The organism is Paracoccus hibiscisoli (genome assembly GCF_005048265.1).
Taxonomy (GTDB): domain Bacteria; phylum Pseudomonadota; class Alphaproteobacteria; order Rhodobacterales; family Rhodobacteraceae; genus Paracoccus; species Paracoccus hibiscisoli.
This window is the reverse complement of the sequence record NZ_SUNH01000009.1, coordinates 82,998-105,425: the sequence shown is the minus strand read 5'-3', so window position 1 is coordinate 105,425 and position 22,428 is coordinate 82,998. Positions and strand designations below refer to the sequence as shown.

Here is a 22,428-nt window from a genome sequence, read left to right as displayed (position 1 = left end):
TCCATGACCGACAAGACCAGCCGCACCCGCATCACCCCCGAAGAGGCGCTGGCCTATCACATGGAGCCGCGCCCGGGGAAATACGACATCACCCCGTCCACCCCCATGACCACGCAGCGCGACCTGTCGCTGGCCTATTCGCCCGGCGTCGCGGTGCCGGTGCAGGCCATCGCCGACCGCCCGGAAACCGCCTATGATTACACCACCAAGGGCAACATGGTGGCGGTCATCTCGAACGGGACGGCGATCCTGGGGATGGGCAATCTGGGCGCGCTGGCCTCCAAGCCGGTGATGGAGGGCAAGGCGGTTCTGTTCAAGCGGTTCGCCGACGTGAACGCCATCGACCTGGAGCTGGACACCGAGGACGCCGACGAATTCATCAATGCCGTCAAGCTGATGGGCCCGACCTTCGGGGGCATCAACCTGGAGGATATCAAGGCGCCGGAATGTTTCATCATCGAACAGCGCCTGAAGGAGCTGATGGACATCCCCGTCTTTCACGACGACCAGCACGGCACGGCGGTGATCTGCGCCGCGGGCCTTCTGAACGCGCTGGAGCTGTCGGGCAAGCGGATCGAGGACGTGCGCATCGTGCTGAACGGCGCGGGTGCTGCGGGCATCGCCTGCCTGGAGCTGCTGAAGTCGATGGGCGCGCGGCATGACAACTGCATCATGTGCGACACCAAGGGCGTGATCTATCAGGGCCGCACCGAGGGCATGAACCAGTGGAAATCGGCCCATGCGGTCGTCACCACCGCCCGCACCCTGGAGGAGGCCATGAAGGGCGCCGACGTCTTCCTGGGCGTCAGCGCCAAGGGCGCCGTGACCCAGGACATGGTCGCCAGCATGGCCGACAACCCAGTGATCTTCGCCATGGCGAACCCCGACCCCGAGATCACCCCCGAGGATGCCCACGCCGTCCGCCCCGACGCCATCGTCGCCACGGGCCGCAGCGATTATCCCAACCAGGTGAACAACGTCCTGGGCTTTCCCTACCTGTTCCGCGGCGCGCTGGACATCCACGCCCGCGCCATCAACGACGAGATGAAGATCGCCTGCGCCGAGGCTCTGGCAAAACTGGCGCGCGAGGATGTCCCCGACGAGGTCGCCGTCGCCTATGGCCGCAAGCTGCAATTCGGGCGCGACTATATCATCCCGACGCCCTTCGATCCGCGGCTGATCCACGTGATCCCGCCCGCGGTTGCCAAGGCCGGGATGGACACCGGCGTCGCGCGGCGCCCGATCATCGACATGGACGGCTATGTCCAGACGCTGAAGAACCGCATGGACCCGACGGCGGCGATCCTGCAGGGCCTGCATGCCCGCGCCCGTCAGGCACAGGCCCGGATGATCTTTGCCGAGGGCGACGATCCGCGCGTGCTGCGCGCCGCCGTCGCCTGGCAGCGCACCGGCATGGGCCAGTCCCTGGTCGTGGGCCGCGAGGCCGAGGTCAAGGCAGAGCTGGAAGCCCTGGGCATGGGCGACGCCTTCCGCGAGATCAGCGTCGTGAACGCCGCCAACACCCGGCATTTGGACAGCTATCACGAATTTCTGTACCAGCGCCTGCAACGGAAGGGCGTCGACCGCGAGGACGCGTTCAAGCTGGCCAATCGCGACCGCCACATCTTTGCGGCGCTGATGCTGGCGCATGGGCATGGCGACGGGTTGGTGACCGGGGCCACGCGCAAGAACGCGCCGGTTCTGGCACAGATCGGGCAGGTCTTTGACGTGCGCCCGCAGGACGGGGCGGTAGGCATCACCGCCGTGCTGCACCGGGGGCGCATCGTGCTGATCGGCGACACGCTGGTCCATGAATGGCCCGAGGCCGAGGATCTGGCCGACATCGCCACCCGCGGCGCCGCCGTGGCGCGCGGCCTGGGGCTGGAGCCGCGCGTGGCGTTCCTGTCATTCTCGAACTTCGGCTATCCGGTCAGCGAGCGCGCGACCAAGATGGCGCAGGCGGCGCATGTCCTGGACGAACGCGGCGCCGATTTCGAATATGAGGGCGAGATGACCGTGGACGTCGCGCTGAACATGGACTCGGCCGCGCGCTATCCGTTCAGCCGCCTGACCGCGCCGGCCAATGTGCTGGTGGTGCCGGCGCGGCATTCAGCCTCGATCTCGGTGAAGCTGATGCAGGAGATGGCGGGCGCGACCGTGATCGGCCCGATCCTGACGGGCGTCGCGCGGCCCATCCAGATCTGTTCGACCAATTCGACGGTCAGCGACATCCTGAACATGGCGGCCATCGCCGCGGGCGGGATCGGCGTACGGGGCTGACCCCCGCGCGCCTCAGGCGTTGCGCGAGATCTGGCGCTGCCTTTCGCGGAACCGGGCGCGATCCTCGGGGCCGTATTCCTCGGCGCAGCGGTGGCAGCTGACGCCCTCCTCGTATTCGGGGCGGGCGCGATCCTCGGGGGCCAGGGGGCGGCGGCAGGCATGGCACAGCCCGTGCCGCCCCGGGGCCAGCCCGTGGGTCAGGCTGACGCGCTGGTCAAAGACAAAGCAATCGCCCTGCCAGGCGCTGTCGGCCTCAGGCACCTCCTCCAGGTATTTCAGGATGCCGCCCTGCAGGTGATAGACCTGATCGACGCCCTGAGAGATCAGGTAGTTGGTCGATTTCTCGCAGCGGATGCCGCCGGTGCAGAACATCGCGATGCGCTTGCCCTCGAAACGATGCGCGTTCTCCTGCCACCAGGCCGGAAAGTCGCGAAAGCTGCGGGTGCCGGGGTCGATGGCGCCCTGAAAGGTGCCGATCTGGACCTCGTAATCGTTGCGCGTGTCGATCACCGCCACGTCGGGTGCGGCGATCAGCGCGTTCCAGTCACGCGGCGCCACGTAATGGCCGGTCGTCGTGGCCGGGTCCATGTCGGGCTGGCCCATGGTCACGATCTCGGCCTTCAGGCGGACCTTCATGCGGGCAAAGGGGGGCGCGTCGGCGCCGCTTTCCTTCCAGTCCAGGCCCGCGAAACCGGGCCAGGCGCGGATGTGATCCAGCACCACCAGGATGCCCGCGCGCGGACCCGCGATGGTGCCGTTCACCCCCTCGGGCGCCAACAGCAGCGTGCCGCACAGGCCCTGCGCGCGGCACAGCTCCAGCAGCGGCCCCTGCCGCGCGTCCGGATCGGGCAGGCGGGCAAAGTGATACAGGGCTGCGACGGTGATGGGGGTCTGGGGTGACATGGGCGTGGCCTTATCGCGGCCACGCCCGGTCGCGCAAGATCAGAATACCAGGCCCAGGGCGATGCCGCCCAGCAGATAGGTCACGACCGTGATCAGCAGGATGCCGATGATGTTCAGCACCACGCCGCCCTTGGCCATCTGCGCGATGGTCACGGTGCCGGTGCCAAAGACGATGGCGTTGGGCGGCGTGCCCACCGGCAGCATGAAAGCGCAGGTCGCGGCCAGCGCCGCCGGGATCAGCAGCGTCATCGGATCGGCCCCGATGCCCAGGGCGACGCCGCCCAGGATCGGGATGAAGGTCGCCGCCGTGGCGGTGTTCGAGGTGACCTCGGTCAGGAACAGGATGATCGTGACCACCGCCGCCACCAGCAGGATCGTGGGCAGAGACCCCAGCCCCCTGACCTGCTGGCCGAACCAGCTGTCCAGCCCCGACGACGCCACCGCCGCCGCCAGCGAAAGCCCGCCCCCGAACAGCAGCAGCACGCCCCAGGGCAGGCCCTGTTCGGCATCCTTCCAGTCCAGGACCATCTGGCTGCGCCCGCGCGCGGGCAGCAGGAACATCACCAGCCCCGCACCGATGGCAATGGCCGTGTCGTCCAGATTGCCCAGCCAGGGCGCCGCAGCCTCTACCGCCGGGATAGACACCAGCAGCCCCGGCACCACCCACAGGAAGGCCGCGCCCAGGAACACCATCAGGACCATCCGCTCTCCCTGGCTCAGCGGGCCCAGGTCGCGGACCTGATCCTCGATCATCTGCTGGCCGCCGGGGATCTCGGGCAGGTCGAACCGGTACAGCACCCGCGTCATCAGGAACCAAGCGATGAAGATGAAGATGAACGCCAGCGGCGTGCCCAGCATCATCCATTCCAGAAAGCCGATATTGCGCCCCAGCTCGTCCGCGGCATAGCCCGCGACGATGGCATTGGGCGGGCTGCCCAGCAGCGTGCCCAGCCCCCCCATCGAGGCCGCCCATGCGATCGACAGCACCAGACAGACGCCGAAGGCGCTGATATTGGGGTCGCGCACGACATCCGTGATGGTCGAGCCGCCCTTCAGCGCCTCTTCGGCGGCGGCGCCGTCCTGGCGCGATCCACGCTCGACCACCAGCGACAGGACCGACAGCCCGATGGGCAGCATCATCAGCGTGGTTGCCGTGTTCGACACCCACATGGACAGGAACCCCGTGGCCAGCATCATGCCCAGCACGATCCGCCGCGGCGCCACGCCCACCTTTCGCAGCGTCAGCAGCGCGATGCGCGTGTGCAGGTGCCATTTCTCCATCGCGATGGCGATCAGGAACCCGCCCAGGAACAGGAACACGATCGACGAGGCATAGGGCTGGGTCGCCTGCGCCACGGTGCGTTCGGTCAGGGCGGGGATCAGCACGATGGGCAGCAGCGCCGTGGCCGACAGCGGGATCGCCTCGGTCATCCACCAGACCGCCATCAGCGTGCCGACGGCGGCAACCACCCGCGCGTCGGGCGACAGGCCCTCCTGGCCGCCCAGGGCCCACCAGACGATCAGCGCCATGACCGGACCCAAGGCGCGCAGCCCCCAGATCAGCCGGGCCGACCGGGTCGGCACCTCGTTCTCGTCATAGGCTGCGGGGTGATGCAGATCGTCCTTGATGCCCATCGTGACCTCCCATTCTTGCTCAGTGTAATCGCATCGGGGGCATAGGGCAAAACCTGACCTGCGGCCAGCCTTGACGCCCGCCCGGGCAGGCAGGTTTAAGGAGACATTCCCAACCGGAAGGCCACGCCATGTCCCACGCTCTGATCGTCATCGACATGCAGGTCGATTTCTGCCCCGGTGGGCGGCTGGCCGTGGCGGGGGGCGATCAGATCGTGGCCGCCATCAACGCGATGATGCCGGACGCAGGCGCGGTGATCCTGACGCAGGACTGGCACCCCGCCGATCATGCCAGCTTTGCCGACAACCATGCGGGCGCTGCGCCCTTTTCGGTCACGCAGATGCCCTATGGCCCGCAGGTGCTGTGGCCCGCGCATTGCGTCATCGGCACGCCGGGCGCGCAGTTCCACCCCGATCTGGACGTCGACCGGGCCGATCTGATCCTGCGCAAGGGGTTCCGGGCCGGCATCGACAGCTATTCCGCCTTCTTCGAGAATGACCGCACCACCGCAACGGGCCTTGCGGGCGCCCTGCGCGACCGGGGCATCACCGACCTGACCTTTGTCGGTCTGGCCCTGGATTTCTGCGTCGCCTGGAGCGCGATGGACGCCGCCCGTCTGGGGTTCCGCGCCCGCGTGGCCGAGGCGGCCTGCCGCGCCATCGACCTGGACGGCAGCCTGGCTGCCGCGCGCGATGCGATGACCCGCGCGGGCGTCACCATGGCCTGAGGGTTGCGCCCCCGGCAGGTTCCGGGCACGAAGGGCGAAATAGTCAAGGATCAGCGGTCATGGCCGACATCGCCACGCGCGTCTACAATCACAAATGGAAGATCGACCCGATCGTCCGGTCGCTGATCGACACCGATTTTTACAAGCTGCTGATGTGCCAGTCGGTGTTCCGCAACAGCCCGGACACCACCGTCACCTTCAGCCTGATCAACCGCAGCAAGGATGTCCGCCTGGCCGACTTGGTCGACGAGGGAGAGCTGCGTGAACAGCTAGACCACGTCCGGTCGCTGTCCCTGACCCGCGGAGAAAGCACCTGGCTGCGCGGCAACACCTTCTATGGCAAGCGGCAGATGTTCCGCCCCGATTTCATGGAGTTCCTGGAGGGGCTGCGCCTGCCCGCCTATCACCTGGACAAGCGCGATGGCCAGTACGAGCTGACCTTTGAGGGGCCTTGGCCCCAGGTCATGCTGTGGGAGATTCCCGCCCTGTCGATCCTGATGGAGCTGCGGTCCCGCGCGGTCCTCAAGGATATGGGCCGGTTCGAGCTGCAGGTGCTGTACGCGCGCGCCATGACGCGGCTGTGGGAAAAGATCCAGGCCATGCGCGCCCTGCCCGACCTGCGCATCGCCGATTTCGGCACGCGCCGGCGCCACAGCTTCCTGTGGCAGGACTGGGCCGTGCAGGCCATGATCGAGGGCTTGGGCGACCGCTTCACCGGCACCTCGAACTGCCTGATCGCGCAGCGCCGCGACATCGAGGCGATCGGCACCAACGCTCACGAGCTGCCCATGGTCCGCGCGGCCCTGGCGGAGGGTGACGCCGCCCTGCGCCAGGCCCCCTATGACGTGCTGGCCGACTGGCACGAGGAGCATGACGGCAACCTGCGCATCATCCTGCCCGACACCTACGGCACCGAAGGCTTTCTGTCGGGCGCGCCCGACTGGCTGGCGGGCTGGACCGGCATCCGCATCGACAGCGGCGACCCGGCCACGGGGGCCGAGACCGCGATCCGCTGGTGGCAGTCGCGCGGCGAGGACCCGCGGGGCAAGCTGATCATCTTTTCCGACGGACTGGACGCGGACAAGATCCTGGCCCTGCACCGGCAGTTCCATGGCCGGGTCAAGGTCAGCTTTGGCTGGGGCACGCTGTTGACCAACGATTTCCGCGGGCTGGTGCCGGGCGATGGGCTGGCGCCCTTCAGCCTGGTCTGCAAGGCGGTGGCCGCCGATGGGCGCCCGACGGTCAAGCTGTCCGACAACCCCTCCAAGGCGACCGGCCCCGCAGCCGAGATCGACCGCTACAAGCGCATCTTCGGCGTGGGAACCCAGCAGGTCTTGGCGGTGACGGTCTGAGGGATCACCCATCCCCGACCACCGCGTGACTTAGGCGGCCGGTGCGTTCCGCCGCAGCGGGTGGCACCGCACCGCCGGGCGTTCAGGCGACGGGAGATCATCTGGATACGACAGCGCCGAATGTCATGTGTCGATTATCTTCGGCTCATGAACCATGTTGATTTCATCAAAAGCAACGGATTGGGGTGATGCAACGCACCGCGGGGCCATGAAGCAGCGCCCGCAAACAACGCTCGTCGCGCTGGAGCGATAACGGAGTCTTCGCCCGGATCGTGATGGGTTTCCCTGCCAAGGGCACAGATCGGAAAACGGTGATGATCGACGCGACCTATGTGAAGGCCTACCGCACGGCTCGCAGCCTGCACGCCAAAAAAGGGCTTCGTGAGCACCAAATCGCACACCGTGACCGATGCGAAAGGTCGACCGACCGATGCCACATAACCGGCGGGCAGGTGAGCCGCTCCGTTGGCGTGACGGCACTCTTGAACAGTCTGCCCAAGTCCGAATGACCTGTGGCCGATTGTGGATAGAACGCTGACTGGCTGCGAGGCGCGTGGGAAGAGGGAGGGTAATGGCCAGCACCTTTGATCGTCAGTCCAACAAACATCCCGTGAGATACCACTGATGCCGGTACAGGATCGAGATCATGTTCGGCAGGCTGGATGCAAGCCGACCTATCCCAGCCGCTACGGCAGAGGCGCGGAGGCCTGTCCTTCACCCTCGCATCAGCGGCGGCAGCAACCCTTGGCGTTGACCAAGCCCCGGTGCTAGCGACCCGCCACCCGCAAGACCAGCATGCAGGCCAGCGCGCCCAAGGCGCCGGTCACGGGCAACGTCACCAGCCAGGCGGCGGTGATGGTCACGACGTGGCTGCGCCGCACCAGGATGCGGCGGCGCGTTTCGTCCGCGGGCAGGGCCTCGGCCCGGCTGCCGGGACGGCGGTCCAGCCATTCGCGCGCAAAGCCCACGCCAAAGACCCCGCCCACCGCCACATGCGTGGTCGAGACCGGCAGCCCCATCCCTGACGCCGCCAGCACCGTCACCGCCGTCGCCAGCGACACGCAAAAGGCGCGCCCCGCGTTCAGCCGCGTGATGCCGCTGCCGACCATGTGCACCAGGCGGCGCCCGAACAGCAGCGTGCCCGTGGCGATGGCCAGCCCGCCGCAGACCAGCACCAGCACCGGCACCAAGCCGATCTGCGCGCTCAGTCCCTGCCCGCTCAGGATCACTGACAGCGGTCCGGCGATGTTGCCCACGTCATTGGCGCCATGGGCGAATCCCAGGATCACCACCGCCATCAGCAGCGCGGGGCGCAGCAGCGGCTTGATCCCCGGCTTGCGCGGATGGGCGGCCAGTTCCCGGCGGACGGCGCGGCGGGTCAGCAGATGCCCGGCCAGGGCGGGCAGAACCGCCGCCCCGACGATCACCGACAGCCCCAGCTGCCGGTTTACCAGCAGCAGCACATAGGCCGAAAACAACCCCACCATCAGCCCCACCAGCGGCGGCAGCCAGCGCAGGGCGGCGGCGGCGCGGTCCGGCGCCTTGACCACCTTGATGCGCAGCAGGATCAGCAGCGCCCCCGCCAGCCCCCCCGACACCACCGGCGTCGCCACCCAGACCGAGGCGATCATCGCCAGCGTCCCCCAGGCGACCGCAGACAGCCCAAAGGCCACCGCCCCCGCCCCGGCGATGCCGCCGACGATGGAATGCGAAGTGCTGACCGGCAGGCCGATGCCCGTGGCCATCGTGATCCAGATGGCCGCCGCGACAAGGGCCGCGACCATCACCAAAGGCGCACGTGGATCACCGGCCACCGGGGCCAGCTGCACGATACCGGCGGCCAGCCGGGCCGACACGGCCCCGCCCGCCAGCACCGCCCCCGCCACCCCCGCCAGCGCGACCAGCGCCAGCCCGGGCAAGAGGCCGATCGCCCCCGCCCCGACCGCCGGCCCCAGAGAGTTCGCGACGTCGTTCGCCCCGATCGCCATGCCCAGCCAAGCCGCCACCACCAGCCCCGCCCCGATCGCCAGCACCCCCGGCGCGGCGCCCGACACGGCCATCGCCACCAGCAGCCCCCCCACCAGCGCCAGCACCAGCAGCCCCAGCCGCCAGACCGGACGAAAGGCGTGCATCTGCGCCACCTCGGCATGCCCGATGCGACCCAGATCCTTGTCCAGGACACGGTATCCGGGGCTGTGGGTCATGGCGGGGGTGCGGCCTGCGCGCTGTCGGCGGTCTGCAGCGACAAAAGGATGCGCTTCAACCCCGGCTCGACCACGCGGCGGGCGGCGTCGGCGGGCGTGAACCAGCGTCGCTGCCGCTGGCGGCTTTCGGGAAACTCGTCGTCCAGCCGGTCCACCGACAGCAGAAAGACCCGCATCTCGACCGGGACGGCATAGCCCTGATCCTGACGTTTCTCATACAGGAACCGGCCCAGCTCGGCGGGGTGGATGCGGCCGCGGACGCCGGCCTCCTCCCAGGCCTCCTGGGCGGCGGCGCCATACAGGGTCCGCCCCTCCATCGGCCAGCCCTTGGGGATCACCCAGCGCCCGGTATCGCGGCTGGTGATCAACAGCACCTGCCCCGTGGCCGCGTCGTGACAGACCGCGCCCACCTGCATCATCACCGGCCGCCGGCCCAGCAGCATGTCCAGCGCACGGCGCCACATGATCATTCGTCACCCTCCACCCGGCCGCGCAGCGATTTCACCTCGCCACGGACGGTCTTGGCCTTGAGGCGGCGGCGCTGGCTGCCCAGCGTTGGGCGGGTGGCGATGCGCCTTTTGGGCGCGGCAAGGGCCTGGCGGATCAGCTCGGCCAGGCGGTCGCGGGCCAGTTCGCGGTTGCGCGCCTGGCTGCGGGTTTCCTGCGACAGGATCAGGATCGCACCATCCTGCGTCCAGCGCCGCCCGGCCAGCCGTTGCAGGCGACGCTTGACCGCGTCGCTGAGGGCGGGGGATCGTGCCGCTTCGAACCGCAATTCCACCGCCGTCTCCACCTTGTTCACGTTCTGACCCCCCGGTCCCTGAGACCGGGTGAAATGTTCGGAAAGCTCCCATTCCTGGATGGCTATGGTGTCGGTGACATGCAGCATGCCCCAAGATATGGCGGGTTCCGCAGCCAGTTAAAGCGCAAAGCGGTTAATTCGCGGTAAATCCCGACAGGATCACCGGATCAGGCGGCTGCGATCCTGTTCGGGCCAATGCGCAAAGGGCAGAACGGCACCCTCGGCCCGGCTGGTCCGCACCCGAGACAGGTCGATCTGCGCCCGCACCCAGCCCGGCGCATCCATCGACCCTTCGGCGATGATCCCGGTTTCGGGCCAGAACCCGTCGGGCGGGCCATAGATCGCGGCGCGGCCCCGGTTCTCGTCCAGCGCGGGCATCCAGTCGCAGGGGCCGACGGTGGGCGCCTGCACGACGACGCATTGGCTCTCCAGTGCGCGGGCCATGGCGCCGATGCGCACGCGGGTGAATCCGGCGACCGTGTCGGTGCAGCTGGGCACCAGCAGGATCTCGGCCCCGGCCTCGGCCAGGATGCGCCCCAGCAGGGGGAATTCGCTGTCATAACAGATCAGCACGCCGATCCGACCAAAAGCGGTGTCGAAGACGCGCAGGCCGGGCGCGCCGGTCACGTCCCAGTCCTCGCGCTCGAACCGGGTCATGATCTGCTTGTCCTGATGGCCGATCACCCCATCGGGGCCATACAGCACCGCGCGGTTGACGGGCCGCGCGCCGTCAAAGACCGGCCCCGACGCGCCCAGGATGTGACAGCCGTGCCGCGTGGCCAGATCGGCATGCAGCGCCTGGACGGCCGGCCAGTGGCGGGCGACCTCGTGCAGGCTGGCCTCCAGATCGCCGGCCACCGCCGCGCCGCCCAGCGAGGCCAGCTCCATCGCGCCGTATTCGGGAAAGACCAGCAGATCGGCCTGCGCCTCGGCGACCCATCGGGTCAGCTTGTCGGTATAGGTGTCGAAGCTGTCGAACCAGTCGATCGGATAGGCGGCGGCGGCGATCTTCACAGCGGTTTCATCCAGAATTGCAGGGTCTTGTCGGTCTCAGTGGGTTCGCCCAGATCCTTCCACGCGAATTGCGCGGTCACGCCGGGCAGAGGCGCATAGCCCCGCTTGTGCCAGAACCCGTCCAACGGATGATAGTCGGCGGGCCGCATCGGATGATCGACGGGCCGGATCACGCTGCAAAAGGCCGACCAGCGCGCCCCCAGGGCACGGGCGTGATCCTCGCGCGCATCGAAAAAGGCGTGCCCCAGCCCGTGGCCGCGATAGGCCCGCAGCAGCACCGATTCGGCGCAGTAGAAGATGTCGGACAGGGGCTCGGGGCGGCCGGCAAAGGCCGCGCCGAAATCGGCGGCATGATCAGACATGGGCGCGCCAGTCGCGGCCCCCACGATCCGGTCGCCATCCATCGCGGCCACGACCACGGCGCCGGGCGACTGATAGGCGCGCAGGTAATCGCGTTCGTAATCGGCATCGCCGTCATACAGATACGGCCAGTCGCGGAACACGTCGATGCGCAGCCGCGCCACATCGGGCAGCGCATCGGCCAGCGCATCGCCGGTCAGGACGCGGACCGTGGCGCTCATGCGCCGACCTGCGCCATCCAGTCGGCTAGGTTGTAATAGGTCGTGACCCGCGCGATGCGCCCGTCGCGGATGGTGAAGAATGCGCCCGCGGGCAGGCGATAGGTCTGGCCATTGGCCTCGGGCAGGCCGGGATCGGTCTTAAGATAGGTACCGTTCACCACGAATTCCGCCGCCGCACGGTCGCCCGCCTCATTGGCCATGATGACCATGTCGGTCAGGTTCTCGCGATAGCTTTCGGTCATGTGGGCGTTGAATTCGGCAAAGAGCGCGCGGCCCGTGCGGATCTTGCCTTCGTTCACGTGGTGTTCGACGTCATCATGCAGCAGCGCCAGCATGTCGTCGGTGCGCCCCGCGTTGAAGGCGTCGTAATAGGCGGCGATCAGGGCCTTGGCATCCATCGGTCTCTCCTTGCTGGTGGGCGGAATCTAGCGCGGCGGGGGCGTGCCGTCACCTCGTCCCAAGGTGCCATGCCGCCCGAACCTTGAAAATCGCCCCGAACCTGTTAGCGCTGATGCAAACCGGAACCGGAGGACGACATGAACACCCCCCTTGGCAGGCGCGAGATCACCTGCTTCAAAGCCTATGACGTGCGTGGAGAGCTGGGCAAGAACCTGGACGCGGACGTGGCCTATCGCATCGGCCGCGCCTTTGCGCAGGCGCGCGGCGCGAAACGCGTGGTCGTGGGCCGCGACAGCCGCGCCAGCAGCCCGGAGCTAGCCGCCGCCCTGATCGAGGGGCTGACCGATGGCGGCGCCGACGTACTGGACCTGGGCCTGGCCGGCACCGAGGAGGTCTATTTCCACACCGGCAACCAAGGCACCGATGGCGGGATCGAGGTCACGGCATCGCACAACCCGATCAACTACAACGGCATGAAGATCGTGGGCCACGGCTCGGCCCCCCTGGACCCAGCGACCGAGCTGCCGCCCATTGTCGATTTGGCGACCAGCGGCGATTTCGCCCCGGCGACCAAGGGCAAAGTCACCGATTTCAGCCATGCCCGCGCGGAATACGCGTCCCGCATGGCCGATTTCGTCGACGTGGCCGCCCTGCGCCCGATGAAGATCGTTGTGAATGCCGGCAACGGCACCGCCGGCCCGACCTTTGACGCCATCGACGAGGAGCTTAAGCGTCGCGGCGCGCCGCTGACCTTCGTGCGCATGCATCACGACGTGGACAGCAGCTTCCCGAACGGCATCCCCAACCCCCTGCTGGACGAAAACCAGCCCCCCACCGTCGCCCGCATGATCGAGGAGAAGGCCGATCTGGGCGTGGCCTGGGACGGCGATTTCGACCGCTGCTTCTTCTTTGACGAGAACGGGCGTTTCATCCCCGGCGAATATATCGTCGGCCTGCTGGGCGCGGCGTTCCTGGAAAAGTCGCCCGGAGAGAAGATCGTGCATGACCCTCGCGTCATCATGAACACCCGCGCCATGATCCAGGAGGCCGGCGGAGAGGCCGTGGTGTCGAAGACCGGCCACGCCTTCATCAAGCGCAAGATGCGCGATGTCAGCGCGATCTATGGCGGAGAGATGTCGGCGCATCACTATTTCCGCGACTTCTATTACTGCGACAGCGGCATGATCCCGTGGCTGCTGATGATCGAGCTGCTGTCGCGCAAGGGCATGACGCTGGCGGAAATGCTGGAGGAGCGGATGCGGCTGTATCCGTCCTCTGGTGAGACGAACTATACCATCGCCGACCCCGACGCGGCCATCGCGCGCCTGATCGCGACCTATGAGCCGCAGGCCGACAGCCGCGACGATCTGGACGGGGTGTCGCTGAATTTCGGCACGTGGCGGTTCAACCTGCGCAAGTCGAACACCGAGCCGGTGGTGCGCCTGAACGTCGAATCCGACGGCGACGCGGCGTTGGTGGCACAAAAGCAGGCCGAATTGGCGGCCCTGCTCAAGGCGTGACGGGGTGGCGGGCCGAAAGGCCCGCCCGCCTCAATCCGAGAACCCGAACGCGATGTAATCGCGCAGATAGGCCTGCCGCGCGGCCTGCAACAGTGGCTTTTCGCGCAGGAAATCGGGCATGGGCTGGGTCTTCAGCCCGTCCACGAGCGGGTCGTCGATGCCTGCGGTGCGGGCCAGGGCGGACAGATCCTCGGCCAGGCGATCCTCGCGGATCAGCATGTCGGGGGTCGCCACCCGGCTGAAACCCGCGATGACCTCGGACTGGCTGGCCCATCCGGCATGGGTGGGCAGAGTCGTCTGGCCATTCAGGTTCCGCTTCAGGAACCCCAGGAACTGCGCGAACAGATCGACCTGATCCTGCTGGGACAGCCCCGCCAGCGCCGCATCCGGCGGCAGCGCCACGCGATGCACGTCGCGCATCAGCTGGCGCAGCTCTGGTGCGCCCTCCTGCAGCAGCTGCCGGAATGCGGTCCAGGCCCGGTGCAGCGGATGGCGCAGCACCGCAAAGCTGCGATGGCCCGGACGCTGGCGTTTCCACTGGCGCAGGCTGGTCTGGGTGAAATCGCCCGTGACCTGCCCCAGCCCCGCCATCCAGTCGCGCACAGCCCCCCCCGGACCGCAGCGCACCGGCATGAAGATCAGCCCGGCCCCCGCATCCGTGGCGGTAAAGCTGGGCACCGAGGGGCCGCGGCGCGGCTCGAAATTGGGGATGCGGCGCAGCATGAAGGGGTCGACCTGCGCCAGATCGGCCTGCATCTGGTCGAAATTGCCGACCTTTTCGGCCAGTTCACGCGGGTTCTGGGGGACCTGGTCGCTGGCGGGTTCCACCCGGGGAATGTCGGTGCGGCCCAGCCAGTGGACCAGCCCGGTCATCACATCGGCATCGCGCAGATCCTCATAGCCCAGCCAGAAGGCCGTCTGGCCCGTCACCTGCAGCCGGTGCATCACCCGCAGCTGGAACCGCTCCACGGCGGCGATCATGTCGCGGAATTCCGGGCCGTCATAAGTGATGGTCGCGGGAATCGGGGTCTCGGTCTCGTTCAGCTTCCACTGATTCGTCTGCCGGGCAAGCTGGGTCGAGACATAGCTGTCCAGCGGATTGCGGGTCAGCACGATCTTGGCGCATTCCGGGTCGTGCATGATCGCGTCAAAGACCCGCGGGTCGTGGTCGTGGAAATAGCGGAACCCCGGCAGGTGGCCCGGTCTGTCGAACAGTTTGTTCAGCAGGACCATCGGGTCCGCCTCGCGCTGGTCGCGGGTGATGCCCTGCAATTCGTCCTTGTCGGGCCAGCCCATCATGTAGGGGTTGAACGCCTCGCCAAAGCAGGTGACGCCGCGCAGGGCATTCAGCGTCGCCTCCAACAGGTTGGACCCGGTGCGCATTTCGGCAAAGATGACGAAGCGGCGGAAGGGGCGGGTCATTCGGCGGCGATCCTTTCGGGCAGAGTGATGTCGGCGGTGGGCAGAGCGTCCCCCGCCAGGTGCGGGCGCAGGCCGGAATTCTTCAACCGCCGCACCAGATCTGCAAGCCCTTCCAGGTCGCGCATTCGGGGCATGTCACCCGGCGGCCCGTCCCGCAGCGGCAAATGCTGCAGCGATTGCAGCAACATCTCCTGCGGGCGGGCCAGGAAATCGGTCAGTTCGTGGACATGGACGCGGGCCTTGACCCAGACCGAATTCAGCACGTCCATCTGCGCGATCTCGGCGCGCTGCAGCAGCGCGGTGACGCGGCGGATGTCGTCGAAGGGCATGTCCGATTCCAGCAGGGGCAGCATCCAGGCCCCGGTGACGACATGGATATGGGCGTTCGGGTCGGTGGCGATGAACCAGTTCAGCCGCTGATTGTCGCGCGGGCTGAACTGGAACACCTGCATGCGGGTCGTGATGCGGATCAGCGCTGTCAGGAACCCGTGCGGGTCGCGGTCGCGGATCAGCGTGTTGGACGAGATGGCCCCTGGCCCGATCTCGGGGCGGCCGGCGAATTCGACCATCTCGGGGCCCAGCAGGTGGCCGTGGACATCGGCATCCAGAAGGCCCGCCAGCCAGTCCTCGAATTCGGGGAAGATGTCGGAAAAGCCCTGGAACACCGAATAGGGGGCCGAGGTCTTGCCGTTTTCGGCGTCCTTGCGCGGGAACCGGCTCTGCATATAGAGGCCCGGCCGCCCCAGCAGGCGGCGCCGCACCGTGCGGTTGATCAACCGCTCGATCCGTTGGGGCTGGGGCGGGGACAGGTCGGGCTGGGGGCCGGGTGGGCGCGGGAAATGCGCCAGCAGCTCGGTCGCCTGCGGCCAGACCTTGCGCGCCACGAAACAGCGCGATTCCTCCAGCATCAGGGCATGGTCGTCATACAGCTGATAGGGCCTGCCATTGTGGTCGAACTTGGCCAGGGTCAGGGAATGGCTCTCGATCCGGATGGCGTGGCGACGCGCCAGGGTCTGGAAATAGCTTTCGTCGGGAATCCAGGTCAGCCGGAAAAAACGGTCGAACTCGACCCGGCGGGGGTCCTCCAGTATGGCGCGCAGGGTGGCGGTGGTCAGGCACCACCATTGCGACCCCAGATGCGGCGACAGCCCCTTGGGCAGGCGGCGGCGGATGCCCAGGCCGCGCTGCAGGGCCGTCAGCCGGTCGAACAGCCAGCGCTGCTTGCGCCAGTCCAGCGGATAGAACAGGGTAAAGCGTTCCTCGTTCAGGCCGCCCACGGTCCAGCCGACATCCAGGGCATTGACGCTTTCGATGTGATCGCAGGCCGGGTCCAGCGCCAGGAACGCCGCCAGATCGCGCACCGGCCTGAGCGGCAGGCACGACCCCGAGGCCAGATAGACATGGGTCACCTCGGGGAACCGCTCCAGCAGCATCTGGGCCGCGTCCTGCGTGGCGCGCACCAGGCTAAAGCGGCCCCAGTCGCAGGTGTGGCGGCGCGAAAAGACGATGCCGGGCAGGTCCGACAGCGCGTCCCGCATCCGCGCCACCGACCGGGCCGAGGCCTTGGCATCGACATGGATCGCCACGCGGGCGCCCCCCTCGACCCAGATGCGGGCCATCCGGGCGGCCACGTCCAGCCGCGCATGGCACAACAGCACCACGCCCAGCTGGACCGCGCCCGCCGCGCAAACCGGCCATGTGCCGCCCAATCCGAGGCGGGATTTCGCCACCATCCCCGTCACGCCCAGTTCCCCCGAGAGATCAGCCCCAGATCCTCCAGCTGGCGCCAATCGGCATATTCGCGCGATTCGCTGCACCACAGGTCCGTGCCGCGCCGCAACCCCGCGTGATAGGCCTGATACTCCTTGCTGTTGGCGTAATGCTGGCGGCGGTCCAGCTCCTCCGCGGACTTGTCGGCAAAGGTGGACAGGAACTTGGCATGCAGCAGGCAGCCCGACGCCATCTCTCCGCCGCTTTCGTCATAGACCATGTTCAGATGGCGCGGCAGCAGCATGTGGGTGGAACTGACATAGGCATAGCGCCAGTGCCACTTGACCAGCGGCGTCTTGTTCAGGGCCGGGCCTGCCAGGGGTTCGGCGGTAAAGAACTTGCGCGTGCGCGGCCCGCCCTGGATCCAAAGGTTGCCGTAATAGGCGTTCTTGCTGATGCTGTAATTCGCCGGATCGAACCAGCGGGCGATCTGGAACGGGTCCGTGCCCTCCTCATAGGGTTGGTCCTCGATATTGCCGCGCGGATACATGTCCAGCAGCATCGCGGGAAAGCTGCGCCGCCCGGACGCGTCCAGCCAATCGGTCAGCGCCTCCAGCGGGCGCGAATCGCTATGCGGATAGATCAGGAATTCGTCCGGGTCGATCGTCAGGCACCAATGCCCGTGCCCGTATTTCATCAGCAGCCGGTTGATCCAGTCCATGCCGAACCGCGACCGCCTGTAGCCCGCATTGGTCCACCACAGCGACACGTCCGGCTGTTCGGCCAGATAGTTGCCGCTGCCATCGTCGCTGTCGTTGTTGACGAACAGGAAATGGTCGACGCCCAGCTTGCGATAATAATCCAGAAAATACGGCAGGCGCACACGCTCGTTGCGCAGGGTCACGAAGGCCAAGATATCGCCCTTGCGGATCTGATCAGTTCGGTTCATTATTGATTTCAGGGCATGGCGCCGGTTCCAGGCGCGCACGACGAGATACTGCCGTTCCGCACGGCAACGCAGGCGGCCCGGGAAGGGAACGTCACCGATTCGCATAATGGCGTCCTAGCTGGGATAGGGTCAGGTAACTGCGCATCATAAGATAGCAATGTTCACCCGATCCCGACTTGGCAAGCGGTTCCAGACGGTTTGGTTACAGAACCCTTTAACCTGTACCCATCAGTCCCAGGTCGACCATCTGCCGCCAGCCCTGCCAGCGTTGCGATTCCGGGCCACGCAGCACCGGTCCCGCCGCCACTGCACGATGAAAATCGGTATAGGCCGACGGGTCGGAGAAATGCTGGCGGCGGTGCAGCTCCTCGTTGGACTTCGCCACAATATCGGGCAGGAACTTGCCATGCAGCAGCACCCCCGACAGGCGCGGATCGCCCGGCCCGTCATAGATCAGGTTCAGCCGCGGCGGCAGCACGGAATGGGTCGAATTGACATAGACCGGCCGCCCCGACCAGCGCATCAGCGGCAGCTTGTTCATGGTCGGTGCGCGGCGCGGATTATCCGCAAAGAATACCCGGTCCCGCACCCCGCCCTGCACCCAAAGGTTGCGGCGCGGCATCATCCGCTGCGCGCGCCAGGGACCGGGGTCGAACCAGGGCAGACGCGCCGTCAGGGGCGCGCCTTCGGGGGCATCCGCCGTGCCAAGCGGCCCGGAGGGATACAGGTCCAGCATCACCGCGCCCAGCCCCGGCTGGCCGATCCGGTCCAGATGCGCCACCAGATCCGGCAGCGACCGCGTGTCGTTATGGGGATAGACCAGCAGTTCGTCGGCATCGACCGTCAGGCACCAATGCCCCCGCCCAAAGCGCCACAGCAGCGCCCCCGCCCAGTCCAGCCCGAACCGCGCCGCGCGATAGCTGTCGGGGCAATGCCACAGCGACACGTCCGGCTGTTCCGCCAGATAGCGGTCCGAGCCGTCGGTGCTGGCATTGTCGACCATCAGGAAATGCGCGACGCCAAGCTGGCGGTAATGGTCCAGGAAACCGGGCAGATGCGCGATCTCGTTGCGCAGGGTCGTCACCGCCAGCACGTCGCCCGGGCGGATCGCGCCATGGCGTTCCGCCACCGGCTGCAGCGCCCGGCGCGCCCGCAAGGCGCGCCAGATCAGTTCGCGACGCTTCCAGCGCAGGCGATAGGCCTGCCACGCCGCGCGCGGGGTCACCGCTTGTAATCGCCCGTCTGGTGCCAGCGCCACGCATCCGCGATCATCTGCGGCATGGTCGAGCGGTCGGGCGACCAGCCCAGCTCGGCCTTGGCGCGGGTGCTGCCGCAGACCAGCTTGACCGCGTCACCGCCCCGGCGCGGGCCGTCCAGCATCGGCACCTCGCGGTTGGTGATGGCGCGCGTGGCATCGACCACATCGCGGACCGAGAATCCGTCGCCGGTGCCCAGGCAGAACACCCGGCTGCCCTTGTCTGCGCGCAGCCATTCCAGGCCCTTCACATGCGCGTCGACCAAGTCCATCACATGGACATAGTCGCGGATGCAGGTGCCGTCCGGGGTCGGATAGTCGGTGCCGTGGATGGTCAGCGCCGCGCGCTTGCCGTCCACCGCGTCCAGGATCAGCGGGATCAGATGGGTCTCGGGGCGGTGGAATTCGCCCACCTCTCCGTCAGGATCGGCACCCGCCACGTTGAAATAGCGGAAGATCACCGACCGCAGCCCGTGCGAGGCCCCGAAATCGGCCAGCATATCCTCGATCGCGCGCTTGGATGCGCCATAGGCGTTCAGCGGCGCCTGCGGCGTGTCCTCGTCCAGCACCTCGCCGTCGCGGTCGCCGTAGGTCGCGCAGGTCGAGCTGAAGACGAAATCCAGGCACCCCGCGGCAATGGCAGCCTCGATCAGGTTCAGCGACCCCGCGACATTGTTGCGCCAGTAGCGGCCCGGTTCGGCCATCGCCTCGCCCACCTGGGACAGGGCCGCGAAATGCAGCACCGCCACGGGCCGGTGTTGGGCAAAGGTCGCATCCAGGGCTGCACGGTCCATCAGGTCGGCTTCGACCACCGGACCGAAGCGCACGGCATCGCGCCAGCCGGTCGAGAAATTGTCCAGCGTGACGGGAACGAACCCTGCCGCCGCCAGCGCCTTGCAGGCGTGCGAGCCGATATAGCCCGCCCCGCCCGTTACCAGAACCTTGTCCGCCATGCTTATTCGGCAGCCCGGCGCATGGACATCACCTGATGCAGGTATTCGGCGAATTCGTCCTTCAGCTCGTCACGCTCCAGGCCAAAGGCCACGGTCGCCTGCAGGAAGCCCGCCTTGGAGCCGCAGTCGAAGCGCTGGCCGCGGAAGCGCAGGCCGAACACGTCGCGACCCGCCTGGATTTCCTCGGCGATGGCGTCGGTCAGCTGGATCTCGCCGCCGGCGCCCTGCTTGAGCTTGTTGAGGTTCTTCATGACCGTCGGTGCCAGGATATAGCGACCGATCACCGCCAGGTTCGACGGCTGCGTGCCGGTGGCGGGTTTCTCGACCATGCCCTTGGCGCGCACGATGGCGCCCATGTCCTCGGCCACGTCCAGAACGCCGTAAGCCTTGGCCTTTTCCGGGGCGACCTCCATCGTGGCGACCATGCTGCCGCCGGTCTCGCCATAGGCCTCGATCATCTGCTGCAGGCAGGGCGGCTCACCCTGGATGACGTCATCGGTCAGCACCACGGCAAAGGGCTCGTCATCCGACAGCAGGCGACGGGCGCACCAGACCGCATGGCCCAGGCCCAGGGCCTTGTGCTGGCGGATATAGGCGATGGCGCCCGAATCCATGTTGGTGGCGCGCAGGATCTCCAGCAGGTCGGTCTTGCCGGCCTTCTTCAGGCTGGATTCCAGCTCGTGGGCGTGATCGAAGTAATCCTCCAGCGAACCCTTGCCGCGCGAAGTGACAAAGATGAATTCCTTGATCCCGGCGGCGCGGGCCTCGTCGATGGCGTATTGGATCAGCGGCTTGTCGACCAGCGACAGCATCTCCTTGGGGATGCTTTTCGTGGTGGGAAGAAAGCGTGTCCCCAGACCTGCGACGGGAAAAATGGCTTTCGTAACCTTGCGACCCATGACGGATACCTCTGATGGTTCGGCGGGATCGGCCCCACCCTGAATGACGTTGATGCCTTGCCGGGCAGAGACGGTGAGTTCAATGGGCAGATTATTCCGTAGGCAGCTTGCCGCCAAGCGTTTGCACCAAAATAGACAAATATTTCATAATTTCGCCGCCCGGCAGGGCAAACCGGCTCAGGCGATGCCCATATCCTGCATCATCTGCTCCAGCCGGGTAACATCCTCGGGGTTGTTCAGTTCCCAGAACTGGCGGCCGCGTGCCTCGACCTCGACGCACAGCACCGGCCGACCGCGCTCCAGGAAGCGCAGCTGCTCCAGGCCCTCCAGCCGCTCCAGCGTGCCTTCGGGCCAGGTGGGGTATTCCGCCAGGGCGTCGGGGCGATAGGCATAGACGCCCACATGGTGAAAGACCGGGCTGGGCCCGTCGGGGGCCACGTCGCCCGGCACGAAGGGCACGACCTCCTTGGAGAAATAGAGCGCCCGCCCGTCATGACCGAACACCGCCGTCGTCCCGCCGACGCGGCCCGCGTGGCGATCCGCGATCAGGTCGGCGCGCATCGCCCCCGTGCAGCGCAGCACCGGCGTCGCCACCCCGGCCTGCGCATCGCGGCGCAGGCCCGCCACCAGATCCTCCACGAACCAGGCGGGCGTCAGCGGCGCGTCGCCCTGCAGGTTCACCACGATCTCGGGGGTCAGGCCAAGGGTGGCCACCGCCTCGGCGCAGCGTTCGGTGCCGTTGCGGCAATCGGGGCTGGTCATCGCGACATCGCCGCCAAAGGCCAGCGCGTGGTCGCGGATGCGGTCGTCATCGGTGGCCACGATCACCCGGTCGATGCCGCCGACCGCCATGGCCGCGTCCCAGCTGCGCCGGATCAGGCTGCGCGCCTGACCGCCCGCGCCGCGCAGCTCGACCAGCGGCTTGCCCGGATAGCGGGTCGAGGCGAAGCGGGCGGGAATGACGATGACGACCGACATCTCAGGCCTTCACCAGCAGGACGCCCGGGGCGTAGGCGATGAAGAACGGGTTCTCGAATCCCGGCTTGCCATAGGCCAGGGGGGTGTGGTCGTCGAAGCGCACCACCTGACCGCCCGCGCCGCGCAGCACCGCGTCGCCCGCCGCCGTGTCCCATTCCATCGTGCGGCCCAGCCGCGGATAGAGGTCGGCCTCTCCGGTCGCGACCAGGCAGAATTTCAGCGAGCTGCCCGCGCTGGTCATGTCGCGCATGCCGTATTGCGCGATATAGGCGTCGGTCGCCGCGTCGCGATGCGATTTCGACGCCACGACCATCAGGCCGCGATTGTCGGGCGTGGCATTGACGCCGATGGGCTGGGTCGCGCCGGGCTGGTCGCCGAAGGGACCCGTCTCCTCGACCGAGCGGCCGTCGGCAGTGGTATAGAACAGCCGCCCCTTGGCGGGGGCATAGACCACGCCGCGCACCGGCACGCCGTCCTGGACATAGGCGATGTTGACGGTGAAATCGCCGCGCCGCTGCACGAATTCCTTGGTTCCGTCCAGCGGATCGACGATCAGGAAGGTCCGCAGGCTCTGACCGTGGGTGTCGGCCTGCTCCTCGGTGACCAGGGGGGTGTCGGGAAAGGCCGCGCGCAGGCCCTCCGCAATGATCGCATCCGCGGCCTCGTCGGCTGCGGTGACAGGCGAATCATCGGACTTGGCACGGGTATCGAAATCGTCCGACCGATAGATCTCCATGATCCTCTCTCCGGCCAGCAGGGCCAGGCGCCGCATTTCGGTGGTCAGTCGGTCGAATTGCATTCACTTTCCTTTCCCTGCGCGGGGCCGTCGGCCGCTGCCGGATTGTGC

The 22,428-nt window shown here is 67.5% G+C and carries 21 protein-coding genes; 5 read left to right on the top strand and 16 right to left on the bottom strand.

Translation table 11 applies throughout. The features are described 5' to 3' along the window. Window positions 1–3 precede the first annotated feature (3 nt). Window positions 4–2,280, top strand: a complete 2,277-nt coding sequence (locus tag FA740_RS07545) for an NADP-dependent malic enzyme (RefSeq protein WP_136856159.1) — start codon at window positions 4–6, stop codon at window positions 2,278–2,280. A 12-nt stretch (window positions 2,281–2,292) separates the two neighbouring features. Here the strand turns inward: FA740_RS07545 and trhO are convergent, their stop codons facing one another. Further along, the gene (gene trhO, locus FA740_RS07540) at window positions 2,293–3,183 is read right to left on the bottom strand and encodes an oxygen-dependent tRNA uridine(34) hydroxylase TrhO (RefSeq protein ID WP_136856158.1); all 891 of its coding nucleotides are present in this window, start codon (window positions 3,181–3,183) and stop codon (window positions 2,293–2,295) included. 39 nt (window positions 3,184–3,222) lie between these two features. Beyond that, window positions 3,223–4,818, bottom strand: a complete 1,596-nt coding sequence (locus tag FA740_RS07535; protein ID WP_136856157.1) for an SLC13 family permease — start codon at window positions 4,816–4,818, stop codon at window positions 3,223–3,225. Window positions 4,819–4,946: 128 nt separating this feature from the next. On the opposite strand from FA740_RS07535, the gene pncA reads away from it, so the two are divergent. The 3 genes from pncA (at window position 4,947) to FA740_RS07520 (ending at window position 7,404) form a co-directional block, all read left to right on the top strand. Beyond that, window positions 4,947–5,543 (top strand): bifunctional nicotinamidase/pyrazinamidase, encoded by a 597-nt coding sequence (pncA, locus tag FA740_RS07530; RefSeq protein ID WP_136856156.1) that lies wholly within the window; start codon window positions 4,947–4,949, stop codon window positions 5,541–5,543. Between the two features lie 59 nt (window positions 5,544–5,602). After that, window positions 5,603–6,895 (top strand): nicotinate phosphoribosyltransferase, encoded by a 1,293-nt coding sequence (gene pncB / locus FA740_RS07525; protein ID WP_136856155.1) that lies wholly within the window; start codon window positions 5,603–5,605, stop codon window positions 6,893–6,895. Between the two features lie 314 nt (window positions 6,896–7,209). Further along, window positions 7,210–7,404, top strand: coding sequence for a hypothetical protein (locus tag FA740_RS07520; RefSeq protein WP_136856154.1), 195 nt, complete (start codon window positions 7,210–7,212; stop codon window positions 7,402–7,404). 258 nt (window positions 7,405–7,662) lie between these two features. On the opposite strand, the gene FA740_RS07515 is transcribed toward FA740_RS07520, so the two are convergent. From FA740_RS07515 to FA740_RS07490, 6 genes are all read right to left on the bottom strand, one after another. After that, window positions 7,663–9,099 (bottom strand): inorganic phosphate transporter, encoded by a 1,437-nt coding sequence (locus tag FA740_RS07515; protein WP_136856153.1) that lies wholly within the window; start codon window positions 9,097–9,099, stop codon window positions 7,663–7,665. Continuing rightward, window positions 9,096–9,569: an NUDIX hydrolase gene (locus tag FA740_RS07510; protein WP_136856152.1), complete on the bottom strand. Its 474-nt coding sequence runs from the start codon at window positions 9,567–9,569 to the stop codon at window positions 9,096–9,098. The genes FA740_RS07515 and FA740_RS07510 overlap by 4 nt, the downstream gene beginning before the upstream one ends. Next, a complete protein-coding gene (arfB, locus tag FA740_RS07505; protein WP_136856151.1) occupies window positions 9,566–9,988 on the bottom strand; it encodes an alternative ribosome rescue aminoacyl-tRNA hydrolase ArfB in 423 nt (140 codons plus the stop codon). The genes FA740_RS07510 and arfB overlap by 4 nt, the downstream gene beginning before the upstream one ends. 72 nt (window positions 9,989–10,060) lie before the next feature. Then, complete coding sequence (locus FA740_RS07500) at window positions 10,061–10,915, bottom strand: carbon-nitrogen hydrolase family protein (protein WP_136856150.1); 855 nt, start codon at window positions 10,913–10,915, stop codon at window positions 10,061–10,063. Continuing rightward, on the bottom strand, window positions 10,912–11,496 hold the full coding sequence (locus tag FA740_RS07495; protein WP_136856149.1) for a GNAT family N-acetyltransferase: 585 nt from the start codon (window positions 11,494–11,496) through the stop codon (window positions 10,912–10,914). Before FA740_RS07495 ends, FA740_RS07500 begins: the two co-directional genes overlap by 4 nt. Further along, the gene (locus FA740_RS07490) at window positions 11,493–11,894 is read right to left on the bottom strand and encodes a ketosteroid isomerase-related protein (RefSeq protein ID WP_136856148.1); all 402 of its coding nucleotides are present in this window, start codon (window positions 11,892–11,894) and stop codon (window positions 11,493–11,495) included. Before FA740_RS07490 ends, FA740_RS07495 begins: the two co-directional genes overlap by 4 nt. 138 nt (window positions 11,895–12,032) lie before the next feature. On the opposite strand from FA740_RS07490, the gene FA740_RS07485 reads away from it, so the two are divergent. Then, window positions 12,033–13,415 carry a phosphohexomutase domain-containing protein gene (locus FA740_RS07485; protein ID WP_136856147.1) on the top strand — a complete coding sequence of 461 codons (1,383 nt, stop codon included), beginning with the start codon at window positions 12,033–12,035 and terminating at the stop codon, window positions 13,413–13,415. A 30-nt stretch (window positions 13,416–13,445) separates the two neighbouring features. Here the strand turns inward: FA740_RS07485 and FA740_RS07480 are convergent, their stop codons facing one another. The 8 genes from FA740_RS07480 to cysQ form a co-directional block, all read right to left on the bottom strand. Further along, complete coding sequence (locus FA740_RS07480) at window positions 13,446–14,837, bottom strand: hypothetical protein (RefSeq protein WP_136856146.1); 1,392 nt, start codon at window positions 14,835–14,837, stop codon at window positions 13,446–13,448. Next, window positions 14,834–16,570, bottom strand: coding sequence for a DUF5927 domain-containing protein (locus FA740_RS07475; protein WP_136856218.1), 1,737 nt, complete (start codon window positions 16,568–16,570; stop codon window positions 14,834–14,836). Before FA740_RS07475 ends, FA740_RS07480 begins: the two co-directional genes overlap by 4 nt. 5 nt (window positions 16,571–16,575) lie before the next feature. Further along, complete coding sequence (locus tag FA740_RS07470; RefSeq protein ID WP_136856145.1) at window positions 16,576–17,601, bottom strand: glycosyltransferase family 2 protein; 1,026 nt, start codon at window positions 17,599–17,601, stop codon at window positions 16,576–16,578. 109 nt (window positions 17,602–17,710) lie between these two features. After that, window positions 17,711–18,754 carry a glycosyltransferase family 2 protein gene (locus FA740_RS07465; RefSeq protein ID WP_246053513.1) on the bottom strand — a complete coding sequence of 348 codons (1,044 nt, stop codon included), beginning with the start codon at window positions 18,752–18,754 and terminating at the stop codon, window positions 17,711–17,713. Further along, window positions 18,718–19,704, bottom strand: coding sequence for a UDP-glucose 4-epimerase GalE (galE, locus tag FA740_RS07460; RefSeq protein ID WP_136856144.1), 987 nt, complete (start codon window positions 19,702–19,704; stop codon window positions 18,718–18,720). Before galE ends, FA740_RS07465 begins: the two co-directional genes overlap by 37 nt. Before the next feature lie 2 nt (window positions 19,705–19,706). Then, a complete protein-coding gene (locus FA740_RS07455; protein WP_136856143.1) occupies window positions 19,707–20,603 on the bottom strand; it encodes a UTP--glucose-1-phosphate uridylyltransferase in 897 nt (298 codons plus the stop codon). Window positions 20,604–20,780: 177 nt separating this feature from the next. Then, window positions 20,781–21,581: a 3-deoxy-manno-octulosonate cytidylyltransferase gene (locus FA740_RS07450; RefSeq protein WP_136856142.1), complete on the bottom strand. Its 801-nt coding sequence runs from the start codon at window positions 21,579–21,581 to the stop codon at window positions 20,781–20,783. A 1-nt stretch (window position 21,582) separates the two neighbouring features. Then, on the bottom strand, window positions 21,583–22,380 hold the full coding sequence (gene cysQ, locus FA740_RS07445; protein WP_169306247.1) for a 3'(2'),5'-bisphosphate nucleotidase CysQ: 798 nt from the start codon (window positions 22,378–22,380) through the stop codon (window positions 21,583–21,585). Window positions 22,381–22,428: the final 48 nt, after the last annotated feature.